The 15036-nt window shown below is 40.7% G+C and carries 15 protein-coding genes and 2 tRNA genes; 8 read left to right on the top strand and 9 right to left on the bottom strand.

The features are described 5' to 3' along the window. On the top strand, positions 1 to 1107 hold the full coding sequence (locus SNE_RS03555) for a hypothetical protein (RefSeq protein ID WP_013942958.1): 1107 nt from the start codon (positions 1 to 3) through the stop codon (positions 1105 to 1107). On the opposite strand, the gene SNE_RS03550 is transcribed toward SNE_RS03555, so the two are convergent. Genes SNE_RS03550 through speA form a run of 3 tightly spaced genes read right to left on the bottom strand, consistent with a single transcriptional unit; the run spans position 1053 to position 4838 of the window. Continuing rightward, on the bottom strand, positions 1053 to 2084 hold the full coding sequence (locus SNE_RS03550) for a deoxyhypusine synthase family protein (protein WP_013942957.1): 1032 nt from the start codon (positions 2082 to 2084) through the stop codon (positions 1053 to 1055). The two genes, SNE_RS03555 and SNE_RS03550, sit on opposite strands and share 55 nt — an antisense overlap. After that, a complete protein-coding gene (gene speB, locus SNE_RS03545) occupies positions 2071 to 2928 on the bottom strand; it encodes an agmatinase (protein WP_013942956.1) in 858 nt (285 codons plus the stop codon). The genes SNE_RS03550 and speB overlap by 14 nt, the downstream gene beginning before the upstream one ends. After that, entirely contained in the window at positions 2928 to 4838 is a 1911-nt protein-coding gene (gene speA / locus SNE_RS03540; RefSeq protein WP_013942955.1) for a biosynthetic arginine decarboxylase, read from the bottom strand. The genes speB and speA overlap by 1 nt, the downstream gene beginning before the upstream one ends. A gap of 135 nt (positions 4839 to 4973) precedes the next feature. Between speA and SNE_RS03535 the strand changes: the two genes are divergently transcribed. The 3 genes from SNE_RS03535 (at position 4974) to SNE_RS03525 (ending at position 7580) form a co-directional block, all read left to right on the top strand. Next, positions 4974 to 5384, top strand: a complete 411-nt coding sequence (locus SNE_RS03535) for a hypothetical protein (RefSeq protein WP_041418748.1) — start codon at positions 4974 to 4976, stop codon at positions 5382 to 5384. Between the two features lie 74 nt (positions 5385 to 5458). Beyond that, entirely contained in the window at positions 5459 to 6688 is a 1230-nt protein-coding gene (locus SNE_RS03530) for a hypothetical protein (protein ID WP_013942953.1), read from the top strand. A gap of 43 nt (positions 6689 to 6731) precedes the next feature. After that, positions 6732 to 7580: a class I SAM-dependent methyltransferase gene (locus SNE_RS03525; protein ID WP_013942952.1), complete on the top strand. Its 849-nt coding sequence runs from the start codon at positions 6732 to 6734 to the stop codon at positions 7578 to 7580. Here SNE_RS03525 and SNE_RS03520 read toward each other — a convergent pair. Further along, complete coding sequence (locus tag SNE_RS03520) at positions 7522 to 8004, bottom strand: peroxiredoxin (protein WP_053225328.1); 483 nt, start codon at positions 8002 to 8004, stop codon at positions 7522 to 7524. The genes SNE_RS03525 and SNE_RS03520 overlap by 59 nt on opposite strands. Before the next feature lie 136 nt (positions 8005 to 8140). Between SNE_RS03520 and SNE_RS03515 the strand changes: the two genes are divergently transcribed. Continuing rightward, positions 8141 to 9025, top strand: coding sequence for an IS5 family transposase (locus tag SNE_RS03515; RefSeq protein WP_013942424.1), 885 nt, complete (start codon positions 8141 to 8143; stop codon positions 9023 to 9025). Positions 9026 to 9659: 634 nt separating this feature from the next. Here SNE_RS03515 and SNE_RS03510 read toward each other — a convergent pair. From SNE_RS03510 to SNE_RS13320, 5 genes are all read right to left on the bottom strand, one after another. After that, a complete protein-coding gene (locus SNE_RS03510) occupies positions 9660 to 10289 on the bottom strand; it encodes a hypothetical protein (protein ID WP_148258935.1) in 630 nt (209 codons plus the stop codon). 152 nt (positions 10290 to 10441) lie between these two features. Beyond that, entirely contained in the window at positions 10442 to 11017 is a 576-nt protein-coding gene (locus SNE_RS03505; protein ID WP_013942948.1) for a tetratricopeptide repeat protein, read from the bottom strand. Between the two features lie 198 nt (positions 11018 to 11215). Further along, positions 11216 to 11297, bottom strand: a tRNA-Tyr gene (locus SNE_RS03500). Between the two features lie 17 nt (positions 11298 to 11314). Beyond that, positions 11315 to 11387, bottom strand: a tRNA-Thr gene (locus SNE_RS03495). Positions 11388 to 11678: 291 nt separating this feature from the next. Beyond that, a complete protein-coding gene (locus tag SNE_RS13320; protein ID WP_013942946.1) occupies positions 11679 to 11996 on the bottom strand; it encodes an SEC-C metal-binding domain-containing protein in 318 nt (105 codons plus the stop codon). Between the two features lie 95 nt (positions 11997 to 12091). Between SNE_RS13320 and SNE_RS03480 the strand changes: the two genes are divergently transcribed. The 3 genes from SNE_RS03480 to surE are packed head-to-tail and all read left to right on the top strand — an operon-like array spanning position 12092 to position 15010. Then, positions 12092 to 12832 (top strand): tRNA lysidine(34) synthetase, encoded by a 741-nt coding sequence (locus tag SNE_RS03480; protein WP_013942945.1) that lies wholly within the window; start codon positions 12092 to 12094, stop codon positions 12830 to 12832. Next, positions 12829 to 14259 carry a sodium/proline symporter gene (locus SNE_RS03475; RefSeq protein ID WP_013942944.1) on the top strand — a complete coding sequence of 477 codons (1431 nt, stop codon included), beginning with the start codon at positions 12829 to 12831 and terminating at the stop codon, positions 14257 to 14259. Before SNE_RS03480 ends, SNE_RS03475 begins: the two co-directional genes overlap by 4 nt. After that, complete coding sequence (gene surE / locus SNE_RS03470; RefSeq protein WP_013942943.1) at positions 14246 to 15010, top strand: 5'/3'-nucleotidase SurE; 765 nt, start codon at positions 14246 to 14248, stop codon at positions 15008 to 15010. The genes SNE_RS03475 and surE overlap by 14 nt, the downstream gene beginning before the upstream one ends. The last annotated feature ends 26 nt before the right edge of the window (positions 15011 to 15036 follow it).

Raw genomic sequence — 15036 nt, 5'->3', positions numbered from 1 at the left:
ATGGCAGCTGCGGCAAAGCTAGGCCGATTTGCAAGTCTATCAGTCATTATCCCAGAAGATACACTAGAGCCTACTTCAGAAGAAGTAAAAGCCGAAGTTCTTAATCTCGAATTAAGAACTGCAAATCAATTCATTTTTCAATTCGATCATGAAGCGGGCTCTTCGAAAGAGTTTTTCAAAGCACGTTATCCAGATCAAAAAGTGACATATACTACAATTCAAGAAGGAGTTTCGAATGCCACAGTTGTTAAAATAGATGGAACTGCAAAATATGTTCTCAAAAAAACAACACTTCCTCCTCAAGTTTTTGACGAAATAAGCCATTGGAAAGGTGTTTCCCAAATTTTAAAGTATGCAAAAGGGGCTTCGCTTAGTGAAAAAGTTAAAGATCTCTTTTTCAAAAACCCAGGGCAAGTTCTCCCTCAAACGTTTCCTCATGTCAATTATGGCCAACGGGAAAAATTGGCTTCTATTGTGGGGTCTCAATTAAAAATCGCAGTCCCAGAAAGCTCTACCTTGTACACTCCTGAAGGACTCTACACTATACACACCTATATTCCCAATGCAGGCTCGGCTCTTGCTTTTGACGTTGCAAAAGTAGAGAACCAAGCAAAAGTCAGCCTTCAAAGTCTTCAAGACATCGGAATTTTAGATATCCTTCTTGAAAACCAAGATCGCAACCCAGGTAATATTTTGATCATTCCACGAATTGTAATCCCGGAAGGTGGAAGGGGACCAAGTCGCGAAGTTTTAGACCTGATACCTGTCGATCATGCACTTACACTCCAACATTCAAACTTTTGGGCAAGTATGGCATTTAGCCACCACCAAGATCCCTGTTGGAGAACTTGGTCGAAGGCTGATGCCCCTCTGACTTTAACCACAATCGAAAAAATCAAAATGCTCGATGCAAATGTTCTATTAAAGTCCCTTGAAGAGGGTGGTCTCATTGTTGATGATAAAATTGCATCCTCAATTACAAAAAATATTGCGATTCTGCAAAAGGGTGTGCAGATAAATCCTGAAATGACTCTAAACGAGCTTTATACCTTTTATAAAGATGAGCTCAAAGTTGACTCGCGAGCTGCTGAAACCATTTCTTTTTGATGATTTTTTAGCCTCTCTCCGACATATTGAAAAATCAGAGGGGCTACAATTGTAGCATCTGATTCAATGACATAGGAAGGAGTTGTTTCTGAAATTTTTCCCCAGGTGATTTTTTCACTTGGTGTCGCTCCACTATAGGAACCATAGGAAGTCGTACTGTCGCTGATTTGGCAGAAGTAACTCCATAAAGAGCACTCTTCTTGTTGAAGGTCTTGACGAATCAGTGGCACAACGCAAATGGGAAAATCGCCCGCAATACCACCGCCAATTTGAAAAAATCCAATGGGATATTCTCCTGCAGTTTCTTGGTACCACTGGACTAGAGATTCCATTTGTTCCACACCCGATTTGACAATGGATAGACTCTGAATCTCCCCTTGAATTTTGTTAGAAACAAAAATGTTAGCCGTTGTGGAATCTTCCCAACCTGGAACAAAAATAGGCAGCTGTTTTTCATAAGCTGCGTAAAGCCAAGAGTCTTTGAGGTCGATTTCGTAAAACTCTTCGAGCATTCGATACTCAAAAAGTTGATAGATAAATTCATAAGGAAAAAAGCGCTCCCCGAGCTTTTCAGCCCTTTTCCACAGCACTAAAAGTTGTTTTTCGATACGACGGATCGCTTCATCTTCAGGAATGCAAGTGTCAGTCACACGATTCAGACCACGATTATAAAGCTCCTGCTCATCCGCTTTTGAAAGGGAGCGGTAATGGGGAATCCGTTCGTAATAAGTATGCGCTACGAGGTTGAAAATATCTTCTTCGAGATTCGCACCCGTGCAGCATATGGCATGGACATGTCCTTGACGAATCATTTCCGATAGGGAAATACCAAGTTCTGCTGTACTCATAGCACCGGCAAGCGTGACAAACATTTTACCATTTTCTTTGAGTAGCTTAACCCACCCTTCTGCAGCATCAACACAACTTGCTGCATTGAAATGTTTAAAATGTTTTTTCATGAAGTCAACGATCGCCATTTCTACTATCCTTGGGTTCAAAAAGATAACTAAGTATTTTATACACAAGTTTGGCTGCCAAGTAATCAGGTGCATGCATCCCAGGGATAGGACTCAGTTCTACAACGTCAAATCCCACCAGACTCCGCTTTTCAATCACTTTTTTCAGCAGTTTAAGTGCTGGGTTCCAAAAAAGCCCACCTGGTTCGGGAGTTCCCGTTGAAGGCATAAGCGAAGAATCAAAAGCATCTACATCAAAAGAGAGGTAAACCCGATCACTGAGCCTATCGATCACTTGGTCCATCCAAGCTTCTCCATCTAGTTGATGGGCGAAAAAAACATCTTCTTTTTCCATCTCTTCCTTTTCCCTCTCAGCCATACTTCGAATTCCAACAGCAACGACATTTTCTACTTCTGGAATGGTTTTAACTCGCGCCATGACTGAGCCGTGGCTGTAGGGATTTCCACCTAACGCGGGATGGAGGTCACTATGCGCATCAAGCTGAAGAACACTTAAAGAGCCATATTTTTCAGCATGGGCACGAATGGGGGCGTAAGAGATTGAATGTTCTCCACCAAGGGTAACAACGAACTTGCCTTGATCTATGTACTGACCTACAGCCTCATAGGTAACCTTAAGCATTTCTTCACTTGTTACAGGTCTTAGCTCTGGAGCCGTGTGAATACCTGCTCTACACATCTCGGTGTCAGTTTCAATATCGTAGAGTTCAATATATTTTGAGGCTTCAAGTAAAGCTGCAGGCCCTTTATCGGTCCCTTTGCCGTAAGAGGTTGTTTTATCAAAAGCCACAGGCAGGATAACAACTTGCCCTTTTTCTAATGTGCAATTCATTGCTAAAAACATCAAACCACCAAATAGGTATAATTTTCCATCGAAGCTTTGTACTTTTTCTTGATCATGAAAGCTTCTTGATCGGTCATGATTCCTTTTCTGAGAGCATTTTCAATCACTTGATGCAATTGAGTACTGAGTTCGTGGGGATCATATTGCATGTACTGCAATACTTCGCGAATCGTGTCCCCTTCAATCAAGTTCTTAAAGCGCCATGTGCCATCATCATGCATATCGACATGAATCGCATTGGTGTCACCAAATAGATTGTGCAAGCCACCGAGAGCTTCTTGATAAGCTCCTACTAGAAAAATGCCCAAATAGTAGGGCTCATGTGGTTGAAATTGGTGAAGCTGAATACTTGATACTGGCCCATCTTGAGAAATAAACCTCTCGATAGTTCCATCGCTATCACAGCTTAAATCGACAATCTTTGCCTTCCGATCAGGTGGTTCGGCAAGACGATGGATTGGCATGACGGGGAAGAGCTGCTGAATTGCCCATGAATCAGGAAGAGACTGGAACACCGAAAAATTACAAAAGTAAATATCGACGAGAAGCTCAGACAGTCGCACAATGTCATCATGAGCATCTTCCAATTCATCATAAAATGAATGGACTTTGACTAAAACATTGCGATAGACCTGCTCGACATAAGCACGCTCTTCTAAACTGAGTCCACCATGAATGAATTTTTCTAGTATCTGTTCTTTGACGTAATGGGCATCGTGCAACCCCTCTAAGCAGTTCTGAGGAGTGAGAGAGTGGTACATTTGGTAGAGATCTTCAAGCAAATCGTGATCACTTGGCGGTTTATCGAGTTTCAAAACTGGGGCATCATATTTTGACACATCGATGACTTCAGTCACTAAAATAGAATGATGAGCAACAAGTGCTCGCCCAGATTCACTAATTAAAACAGGTTGCTTCACTCCATTTTCTTTACAGATGCTTCCTACAGTGTAAACAATATCTCTTGCATACTCTTCAATCGTGTAGTTCATTGATGAGTCACTGACAGTTTTTGACCCATCATAGTCAACCCCTAATCCACCACCGACATCAAAAAATTCAAGTTTCGGACATTTTTTTGCGAGTTCAGTATAGAAATGGGCGGCTTCTGCAAGGGTTTTCTTAAATGGAATAATCGAACTCAGCTGACTTCCAATGTGAAAGTGTAACAATTTGATCCAATCGGACTTTCCTGCCTCAGAAAAGAACTTCCACGCTATGAGAAGTTCGTGAGTACTCAGCCCGAATTTAGCAAAGTCACCTCCAGAGGAAGCCCAACGTCCACTTCCTTTCACCGAAGGCTTCATTCGGAACCCCACCTCTGCTTCGATCCCGAGCCGCTCAGCAACTGAAAGAATCAGTTGGCACTCATAGAGCTGTTCAACAATGACAATGGTCCGCTTTCCCAACTTCCGTGAGAGCAGTGCCAGCTCGATATACTCTTCATCTTTATAACCATTACAGAGGAATAGCGAATCTCCATCATCTGGCAAAGCTAAAATACCCAGCAGCTCAGGCTTACTCCCTACTTCCAATCCTGAACGCTTGCCAAGACCCGCAGCACGAATCGTGTCGATCACATGCTTTTGCTGGTTCACCTTAATAGGGAAGACATGACGATAGTCGCTCTGGTAAGAATAGAGATTGACGGCCTCTTGAAACGCAGAGGAGATTTTTCGAAGACGGTCCTGAATGATTCCATCAAAGCGGATTAAAACCGGAACTTCAACTCCACGTCCAACTAAAGTTTTGACGATTTCATATAAATCAACAGCATTACCATCCTGAGTAGGAGTAACTTCAATATTTCCCTTGTCATTGACATGAAAATATCCTTCACCCCACTTATCCCAGGAATACAGCTCTCTGCTTTCATCGACATCCCACTTTTCTATATCTAATCTTTGCACAGCAACACCCTCAGATTCGTTATTGACAATAAGAATACAAAAATCTCCAGAAATCAGGATACAAAAATCTCACATTATCGATTGTTTTTTTTCGCCCAATTCTATAAAATTTGTTGCAAAACAAAGAGGTTGCTTGTGTTTCCAGTAGTTGCTTCAGCACTTTCAGGAGCCTATCATGGGGGGCTTTCCTACCTCCTTGACTTTACTAAAGCTGACAAAAAAGTTTTTGATTTTGCCGCTCCAAAAGTGACTCACGCTCTTGCTTTTGGTATCTTTTCTTCACTCGCAAACTCATGCGGAGAAGTTTTTGTTCGCAACTTAACAAATACCCGTTTTGGAACAGAATCAGGAATGTATTCTCGTCGAGAAACAACCATGTATTCAAGCAATCCAGTCGCATACAAGTACGGTTGCTTCGCAGTTGAGCTCTTGAGCTTATTTGGAACAGCCTATGCCTTAAATCAGATGAACTACCGCATCCCCACTTGCTACATTCCTATCAGCATGACTCCGATTATCCTATGTTTTCTCTATAATAACTCGTAATTTCGAGCGTTTCTCTCGATTTTTTTTGCTCATTTCGAGTATAAGAGTAAAGAACTTCACTCATTACATACTCTATGGCTCGGCTTAAACTCCCGGTTATCTATCTCATCTTCGTCTCTGCCCTTTTTTTGAAAACTTTAACATTAATTCCTCCATCTACCCCCTATCAATTTCAAAGTGCAGTTCTTGTTGAAAAAATTCCGATTCCCAAGTGGAAAAAACGGTTCACCCATCTCATAAAACAGGCAAGGCATCTCCATGAAAAAGCAACTGTTGATCGTTTGATTTCTCATACACTGACTCTCTTTCGTGATTTATCCGGATTGCGCACTAATCACTTCTTAGAGGCCAAGTGGAAAGCTCTTCATCAATTCATCGCTACACTCTATTTTTATGAAAGACACTCTCTCACAGTCGAAGAAGTGACCAAAAGTAAAAAAAAGCCATGCTTACGACTAAAAAAAGGATCAAAAGAGTGGGGTTACTTAAAACCTAGGGGCAACCTCTACTTAGAACAAGCTTGTTGGGATATCAGTTTACTTCTAGAAATGGAGACGCTAATTGCACCTTCGTTTCCCGTTATGATTGAAGGTAAACCCTATGTTTTTCAACCCTTTCTACCCATCCGTACCTATCAAACGATTTTTACTTTTCCAGAAAAACTCTCTAAGCGCACCACAAAAATTTCGGAGCTTAATTATTGGAAAGCCAACCTACTCATGACCCTCTTTGGCCCTAAGGATCTTCATGCAGGAAATATTGGCTTCACAAAAAACCATTCTCTTTTGTTTTTTGATAACGAACACATCTTTTCTCAAACGAACACTTTTTTAAGTATCTCTCTTAAACTCACACCACCATGCATCAATCATCTAATCGATTGGCCGGCAGCAAAGAACCCTCTCACAAAAAGTCATGCCAATCACATTGCAAAGCTCATGGAAAGCTGGAGGAAAAAACGGTCTCAACTCCTTGCTTATCTAGATCACCCCTCGGTCTCTAACTTCTTAACAGAGCCGGAGCGACAAGCTTTTTTCGACAGATTTGATGAGCTCACAAAGATTTCAATTCAAAGTGAAGTCACAACTTTTGAAAGCATCATCACCCAACTTTATCCCAATCTTTATGAGGGTTTAGAAGATTTAAAACCCATCATTGAGCAAATCACAAAACAGTCCATCTCGCCCATGTCTTCCCTCCAATTTGTCACTTCACATCGCCATTGGTGGAAAGAAATTGATACAAGTGCTGAGGAAAAAATGCGCATCTGGGTTGAAAAATATCATTCATATCATAAAGAATGATACCATTCGTAGTAACACTTTAAACTGTAAAAGAGTGATCTCTATGCGCCTTGTTTTGAACCTATTATTTTTTGCTTCCTTTTCTCTTTATTCAAACGAACATTCTTTACTCGAAAATCTCTCTGCCGAATCTTGGTGGGATTATCAAGACATCCTTGTGAATGGAAAGACAATTCATCATGGATATGCTCAAAGTGGTGAAAGTCGCTACGCAGCAATTAAACAGATTCTCGATCAATATGAGCGTCCCATTAAAGTTCTCGATATTGGAGCAAATAACGGCTACTTTTCCCTCCGTATCGCCCAAGACTACCAAGCTGTAAATGTCCTTGTTGACACCTCAAATCGGCTCCGAGATATCTGTGCCGCAAATACGGATCATCCTCATCTAATCTATATGAAAACCAAACTAACTGTTGAAGACCTACAAGATATGAATAAAAGAGAACACTTTGATGTGATTCTTGCATTTCATGTTCTGCACCATGTCGGTCCTAAGTGGAAAGAGTTTGCCGATGAACTTTTTAAGCTCGGTGACAATGTCATCATCGAAATTCCTCCAACAAATGATGAGTCTACAAGCTTTATGCCTACAATCAAGCCCATCGCTAAGTACCTTACCAGCCTAACAAACGGAAAACAAATTGCCTCTTTCCCTCGCCAAGCATCGCATATTCTTGACCATATGATTTGGTTTTGCTTTAAAGAGAAAAGTGATTACCCAAAACTCTACACTGAAGATCAAAATATAAGCCTGTCATTTCAGACCTTTCGCAACCACCATGGCCGCTTTCCTTTAAAAGAGCAAATAGCTGAACAAAAAGCAGCTCTTCCTATTTGGAAAAGGCACTTGAAAAGTCTGATTGAAATGGACGGTGAAGCCCTTCGTTAAGAACCCTCTGAGCGTGCCCCTTAGCACGCACATTTCTCCATGCTTTGATAAGACCTCCTGAAGGATCGATCAAAAAGGTGCTGCGGATCACCCCTTTATACTCTCGTCCATAGTTCTTTTTGAGCCCCCAGGCTCCGTACTGTTTCATCACCACCTTTTCTGGATCAGACAAAAGGGTCAACTTTAGATCATATTTGGCAATAAACTTCTGATGACTTGCAACTGTATCAGGGCTAACACCGAGAACGACCACATCTTCTGCAAGCTTGGAAAAATCACACGCCTCAGTTGTACACCCTGGCGTATCGTCTTTGGGATAAAAATAGAGGATGACCCACTGCCCTCGGAAATCCTCTAAAGAAACAAGTTCACCATTTTGATTTTTGAGAGAAAAAGAAGGGGCCATGTCCACCACTTGATGCATAAGATACTCCTATTTTGAGGGTCTTTCATGCCCTCTCCGACTGTGTTGAAAAAATCAGAAGAGAAGTCTTGATAAAAATTTCTTAAAAAAGAGAAGCTCCTTATGGTTTAAGTCACTAAACATAAAGGAGCTTCAGATGCGTAAACGCAATTGGCACAAGTATAATCGAGACTTAGTAAAAAGAGGAAGTATAACTTTTTTCATCGATCCAAATGCGTTAACTGAAAAGCCAGAGGAAAACAAACGAGGTCGACCTCGTTTGTTTTCCCTTCCACTCATCTATCTCCTTCTTGTCTTAAAGATACAATATCGCCTTACCTATAGAACTCTCGAGGGTTTTGCCAAATCAATCCTTCCACATATAGAACCTGATGTTTTTCTTCCGACCTACTCTCTGATCTGCAAAAGAGCTTCCTACATGGAAGCTCTTTTGCCCAAGCTCTCTTCTAGAAGACCTAAAGTGGTGCTGTTAGATACTACAGGGATCAAAGTCTATGGGGAGGGAGAATGGAAAGTGAAAATGCATGGAGCCTCAAAGAGGAGAAAATGGGTTAAATTGCACATCGCTATTGATGAAAACACTCAAGAAATTATCCACTTTGAAATCACAAAAGGGCATGAAGCTGACTGCAAAATAGGCCCGAAAATCATAGAGAAGCTCCCTAAACCCGTTGAGACCGTCATAGCAGATGGAGGATACGACACAAAAAGATGCAGGGAGGCCATCAATCAAATAGGAGCGAAAGACCTTATTCCGCCTAGAAAAAACAGCCTATTATCTCCTTTTATGACAAGAAGGAACAACGCCTTACGCGAAATAAAAGGACTGGGAGGAGATCAGCTAGCGCGAGAAATCTGGGGAAAACTGACAAGATACTCAAGAAGGGCATTAGCAGAGACAAGCTTCTCAAGATTAAAGCGACTGTATGGGGAAAGGTTTTTCTCAAAGAAAATAGAAACTCAAAAAATCGAAGGTCATATTAAATGCAAAATGCTGAATCAAATGCTTCTGATAACTTAATACGATTGATGATGAGGGGGGGGGAGTCTACGAAAATTGATTTTTTCAACACAGTCGCCCTCTCCTCAAAAAAGTTTACACTGCAACTTTGTTGAAAATCAAATCATATTCTAACATTGACTTTATCGAGATTACGATTCAAAATATATACTCAAGAGTTTCTTTGGAAAGAAAAATGTCAACAAGTCAAATCCGCAAACAGTGGTTAATTTTTTCCATTTGTTACCTCTTAATTTATCCTTTATTGAGTTTAATGATTAACTTGCCCCAACTTTTTAAACTTGATTTATCTCAATTTAACTTGTTGGAAAAAACAATTTTTTATTAATTTATATCTATGATCTTGTAGTTTTCATAGCTTTATATAAATGTGCTTATAAGAAACCAGGGACAAGTTTATTAAATTTAATTCTAGCCTTAGGATTCATCTCTTTATTTTTAGAATTCTTTGGGGCTAATCTTGCTGAACAACGGAGTTACTTATATTCCGACCTTCAACCCGATAAAGCTCGCGCTTTCTTTTCAGCTTCTATCACAATGCTAAACATCTTATGGCTTTTTATGTGCATAAGACTAAGCAGGTTCAACGCAAAACTTCAAAAGAAAGCAAAAGAGGCGTAAAAATACTCTTATTTCACTCTAATTCGTCAGCAAAAACACGTGTGACCCATACTGCAATCTTCTTTTCTGGATGAATCATTTCATAATCCTCATAGCGATTAGAATGGGTACTTTTATTGAGGATCACCCGATCTCCTTCCTTCCAATGCTGCGTGCTAAAAGAACCCCAATAGCCCGCCATCCAAAGGTTTCCATCATTTGTACGAAGAGCATAGCCTGTTTCATCTACTTTGGTCAAAAAGTAGGCCTTTGACAAATTGTCACATTCAACGCTGAGATGAGTTAGATAAGCGCTCTTTTCTCTCACATTTTTTAAGATAAATGCATCATCTTGTTCATCAGCATGATGAGCAATACGAATGTCATCCCCTTTTTTCCAATTATTTGAAATCTCATCAAAAGCGTTTTGATATTTCTCACTATCAATATTCCATTTAGAGCCATCGCTAAGAATTACCACAACTCTTGAAGAATCGACTTGGCAGACCTTCTCAAACGCAGTACAAATTTTTGGTCGAATGCAAGAAGAGATCTTAAAGTCTACTTTCTCAACTGCCTTTATCTCTTCGCTTTGCTCGATAGAGTCTACTCCTTTAAAATCAATAGGAATATCGCCTTCTGAAATACCCTCAACTGACATCATATTTCTCCATCTGAATTAAAATAGATAAAAGAAGATATCATACCTCAGACTAAAAAACAAAAAATCACACTCACATCAATGTTTAAAGATGGTGCACGTCTTAGTAGACGTCTTGTTTCTCATTCATTACCAACAGTTAATATATAATAAAATTAAACTGATCCAATTGTCGCGCAAAATGATTTGAAGGTGTTTGTGATAAGAAACATCAAGCGCTGATGCTTTTCAGATTGCAGCTCATCGCCTGTTCCTAAAAAATAACATGCCCAAAAGTGATGAAAGATAAATGCTTCTTCAAAAAAAAACTGCTTCCGTCTTGGAAACGCTCCCTTTAAGACTTCAATCCCCTGAAAGACAGCACTAGCATCTTCATATTTTTTATTTTTTAGCAGCTGATAAGCCAAAATAGATTTGATCAAGAGCTGATCTTCAAACCGCTTTCTCAATTCCTGAAACAGTTCATCAGCCTCTTCAAAAAGCTCAAAAAACATGAGAGCTCGGTGGTAGACATACCCCGCATAAACGCTTTTAGGGTACTGCTCATAAGAACTCTTCAATTCTTCTAAAGCCTTTGGACCTTCTACACCAATAGAATGAGCAAGTTGCTGCAAACGGATCGTCACCTCATTAGGCATCGAAAAGATCAATTTAGGATGAAAATCAAAATGGATACTCTGTTTCACCTTTTTTTTCTTTTCATTCCAAGTGCATTCCAGATCAAGTTTCATGAAGCTCCCTCATGTTAACCGTAAATTTTTAACATGATGTTAAGGAGCTTCACAAGAAAATTTTTTCAAATCATGGACTAATTGCTTCGATCACATGTCCTGAAGATTTGAGGTTTGGACCAAGAGTAACTTCTCTGTCCTAACGCATGGTGAGCTTATTAAGGAGGAATAGGGCTGAGATGTAAAAAAACGTTTAAATGGGGGCGGCCAGACTCGAACTGGCGGAGACCGAAGTCGATGGATTTACAGTCCATTGCAATTGCCACTATGCGACACCCCCGCGGGGTAAAAAAAATTTGCTGGAGAAAGGACTTGAACCCTCAACCGTCCGATTACAAGTCGGGCGCTCTACCAGTTGAGCTACTCCAGCAAATGAGTGATCATTATACCAAATCATTTGTTTTAGGATCAAGACTGAATTACCTGTCTTTTTCAAGATAAAGGATGAGAAGCCCTTCCAATCTAAGTGAGAAGAGAGGGAATATGGAACCAAAATCCCCATTCGAGATGAGTGAAAAAAAAAACAGCACTCAGGTTATTAGAAAAAGGATCGTTGGGGCAGTTGTGTAACTTGTGCAGAATTTGGCTAAAGCAGTAAGAACTGCCACCAAAAACCAAGTCACAATCGTTAAAAAAATCGCTAAAGTAAGATTTTGGTGTTTCACTCATCCAAGGAAGTTGGCTCTCTCTCTTCCTCTTTTTCGGTGATTTGAATCTTTTCCTCAACCTTTTCTTTAGTTAGAGGAGCAGAAGAAAAACGTTCAGCCAGTGATGGAGCATTGGTTTGAACCTGAGAAATGGTACGGCCACCCAACTTTTGAGAGACCATTCCAGAGATCTTTTCCATACCCGTTCTGACATTTTGAGGGGTTAAATTGGTGAAGCTGCGCCGCTGGACAGCAGATTTCTGTTCACAACATTTTTTATACTTTTTCCCTGAACCACAAGGACAAGGGTCGTTACGGCCGACTTTCGACATTTATTCCTCAAAAAATCATTACTATGCCATATATTATACACGATTTTTTCATCTTTGTATAGCACTTATTCTTTGGAGCCTCTATCCTATTTCCTATGGAAATTCCAATTGCACGCCCTCCTTGGACTGGTAAAGGCAAGAAAATCGAAAGCATGTGTCGTAAAGCTCTTTTTGATTTTTCATTGCTCGATAATGCTAACGGAATTGCCGTTGCCTTAAGTGGGGGAAAAGACAGTCTTTCATTGCTTTTCATGTTGAAGGCCATTTTGGGAAAAGGATTTCCTGATTTGCCGCTCCTTGCCATTCATGTGCAAGGAGAGTTTTCTTGCGGTGCTTCTGTTCATGCAAACTTCTTGCGAGGCATTTGCAAGAAGCTTGAAGTTCCTTTACTTTTCCGTGAGTCGACACAAAAAAGAGAAACACTTTCTTGTTATCGATGTTCACGTGAAAGACGAAAACTGATTTTTGAAGCAGCTAAAGAAGAAGGGTTTTCAACGATTGCTTTTGGTCACCATCAAGATGACAGCACACAGACATTGCTTTTAAATCTCCTCCATAAAGGAGAGTTTGCAGCCAACCTTCCAAAAGTCCCCATGCACGATTATGGGGTGACGATTATTCGCCCTTTCATATATGTTCCGGAAAAGGAGATAGTGCATTTTGCAATTAAGCATGGCTTTGCACGCATAACGTGTCAATGTCCTGTTGGACAAAACTCCAAGCGAGGAGTTGCCAAACGCCTCTTGGAGCAACTGGAAGAAGAGTTTCCAAATGCCCGAGTCAATTTGGCGCAAGCTGCACTTGAGTATGGCTCAAAAAAAGCAATGACAAAATGATCCCTATTTCTGAAATTAGTGCCATTGCCATTTATGTGGCGATATTATTTGTGATTGGATTTTGGTCCTATAAAGGCCATAAAACAGCTGATGATTTTATCATTGGCGACCGATCGCTAAACTTTTGGCTTACCGCACTCGCTGCCCACGCAAGCGATATGAGCAGTTGGCTGTTCATGGGATTTCCTGCAATTATCTTTGTCGGTGGAGTTTTTAACGCTTGGTTTGCTATTGGACTCACCTTTTTCATGTTTTTAAACTGGCTCCTTGTGGCTCCAAGGATACGCATCCAAACAGAAGAATATAACAGCCTTACATTCTCCTCATTTTTCGAAAGCCACTTTCATGACACCTCAGGTCTCATTCGAATTTTTACTGCTGTCATGTCGTTTGTGTTTTATACCATTTACATTTCTGCTGGTATTGTGGGGCTCGGACTTCTCATAGAAACCCTCTTCAACATCCCCTATCATCTTGGAATCACGATTGGGATTTTTGTGATCATCCCCTACCTGTTTATTGGAGGATATACCACCTTAGCTTGGCTCGATTTGTTTCAGGGACTCTTTCTCATGATTGTGATTGTAGCAGTTCCTCTTTTTGTCTTACCCCAAGTTGGTGGACTCAGTGGTGTTTCGAAAGCATTAGACACTTACCATGTTTCGAAATCACTTTTACCCAACCTGAAACTCGAAACATTTTGGAACATCTTTTTAAGTCTTTGTGGTTGGGGAGTCGGTTACTTTGGCCAACCTCATATCATCACAAAATTTATGGGGATTCGTAAAGTTACAGACATGCGTAAATCCATGGCTGTCGGAATGTCTTGGCAAGCTATCACAATGTGTTTTGCAACACTGATTGGCTTGATTGCGATAGCTTACTACCAAGGATCGCTTGACAACCCTGAACTTGCATTTGTCTTAATGGTCAAAAAAACCTTTTCTCCAATGATCATGGCCTTTATTTTATGTGCGGTGCTCGCTGCCACTATTTCAACAATGGATTCTCAAATTTTAGTCCTCGCTTCGAGTTTGACTGAAGATTTTTACAAACGCATTTTCCGAAAAGCAGCTTCTCAAAAAGAACTTCTCTGGATCTCTCGCGCTTTCGTTTTAGCGGTAACAGTCATTTCTTTTTCAATCGCGTTTTTCAAAATCAGCACGATCTATTCGCTTGTTTTTTATGCTTGGTCAGGATTGGGATCATCTTTTGGACCCCTCCTCCTCTTTTCTCTCTATTCAAAAAAAGCCAATAAATATGGAGCTTGGGCTGGCATTCTAGTGGGAGGATTTACATCACTCATTTGGCCTCTTGTAAATCAAACAGTTTCTCCTTTGATTCCTGGCTTTTTATTGGGAAGTTTGGCAATCTATTTAGGATCAGTTTTAATGAGAGATAAATTTCATATACATGAAAAAACCTAAAGTTCTTTTAACAAACGACGATGGAATTCACTCAAATGGCCTAAAATGCCTTTGGGAATCATTGCGTGAAGTGGCAGATCTTTATATTGCTGCCCCTATGACACAGCAATCTGGAGCAGGTGTTGGGGTCACTTTCGATCGAACGCTGCAAGCAAAGCCTGTAGAGTATGGTACAACTCCAGCTTGGATGATTGACGGCAAACCAGCAGACTGCGTTAAACTCGCCCTTCATCGACTGCTAAAAGAAAAACCTGATTTTATCATCTCTGGAATCAACCACGGCTCTAACGCAGGACGTAACGTCCTTTATAGTGGAACCATTGGGGCTACAATTGAAGGAATGATGCGAGGAATTCCTGGAATTGCATTTTCCTATCTCTGTGATCAAACAAAAGACTTTCCCCACGTTCAACCCTACATTCGCAAAATCTTTCAATACGTTCTACAGCACCCTCTTCCCGAAGGGACCGTCTTAAATGTGAATTTCCCCCATGTCCCTCCAACTGAAATCAAAGGATGCAAAATGGCGCGCCAGGGGTACCGCTCTTGGCTTGGAACACCTCGTGAAGAAAAACATTTTGAAAGCCACAGTGAATTTTTATTTGGTTGGGATGATCATTTAGTAGATGAGCATTCAGAAAGCGATATCGCACTTCTTGAAGCGGGATATGTCACTGCTGTTCCCCTATATGTCGGTGAGCTCACCCATCACAGCCATCTAGACCAAAAGAAAAAAGCATTTGATTTTTAGGGCAGTGTGCCATCAATGACACGGTT

This window comes from Simkania negevensis Z, from assembly GCF_000237205.1.
GTDB classification, from domain to species: domain Bacteria; phylum Chlamydiota; class Chlamydiia; order Chlamydiales; family Simkaniaceae; genus Simkania; species Simkania negevensis.
This window is presented reverse-complemented; position numbering and strand designations above follow the sequence as displayed.

Excerpts from the sequence above, each read along its gene's own strand:
- SNE_RS03555 (WP_013942958.1), top strand. The coding sequence starts at position 1 with ATGGCAGCTGCGGCAAAGCTAGGCCGATTTGCAAGTCTATCAGTCATT.
- SNE_RS03550 (WP_013942957.1), bottom strand. The coding sequence starts at position 2,084 with ATGGCGATCGTTGACTTCATGAAAAAACATTTTAAACATTTCAATGCA.
- speB (WP_013942956.1), bottom strand. The coding sequence starts at position 2,928 with ATGTTTTTAGCAATGAATTGCACATTAGAAAAAGGGCAAGTTGTTATC.
- SNE_RS03530 (WP_013942953.1), top strand. The coding sequence starts at position 5,459 with ATGGCTCGGCTTAAACTCCCGGTTATCTATCTCATCTTCGTCTCTGCC.
- SNE_RS03525 (WP_013942952.1), top strand. The coding sequence starts at position 6,732 with ATGCGCCTTGTTTTGAACCTATTATTTTTTGCTTCCTTTTCTCTTTAT.
- SNE_RS03520 (WP_053225328.1), bottom strand. The coding sequence starts at position 8,004 with ATGCATCAAGTGGTGGACATGGCCCCTTCTTTTTCTCTCAAAAATCAA.
- SNE_RS03515 (WP_013942424.1), top strand. The coding sequence starts at position 8,141 with ATGCGTAAACGCAATTGGCACAAGTATAATCGAGACTTAGTAAAAAGA.
- SNE_RS03510 (WP_148258935.1), bottom strand. The coding sequence starts at position 10,289 with ATGATGTCAGTTGAGGGTATTTCAGAAGGCGATATTCCTATTGATTTT.
- SNE_RS03505 (WP_013942948.1), bottom strand. The coding sequence starts at position 11,017 with ATGAAACTTGATCTGGAATGCACTTGGAATGAAAAGAAAAAAAAGGTG.
- SNE_RS13320 (WP_013942946.1), bottom strand. The coding sequence starts at position 11,996 with ATGTCGAAAGTCGGCCGTAACGACCCTTGTCCTTGTGGTTCAGGGAAA.
- SNE_RS03480 (WP_013942945.1), top strand. The coding sequence starts at position 12,092 with ATGGAAATTCCAATTGCACGCCCTCCTTGGACTGGTAAAGGCAAGAAA.
- SNE_RS03475 (WP_013942944.1), top strand. The coding sequence starts at position 12,829 with ATGATCCCTATTTCTGAAATTAGTGCCATTGCCATTTATGTGGCGATA.
- surE (WP_013942943.1), top strand. The coding sequence starts at position 14,246 with ATGAAAAAACCTAAAGTTCTTTTAACAAACGACGATGGAATTCACTCA.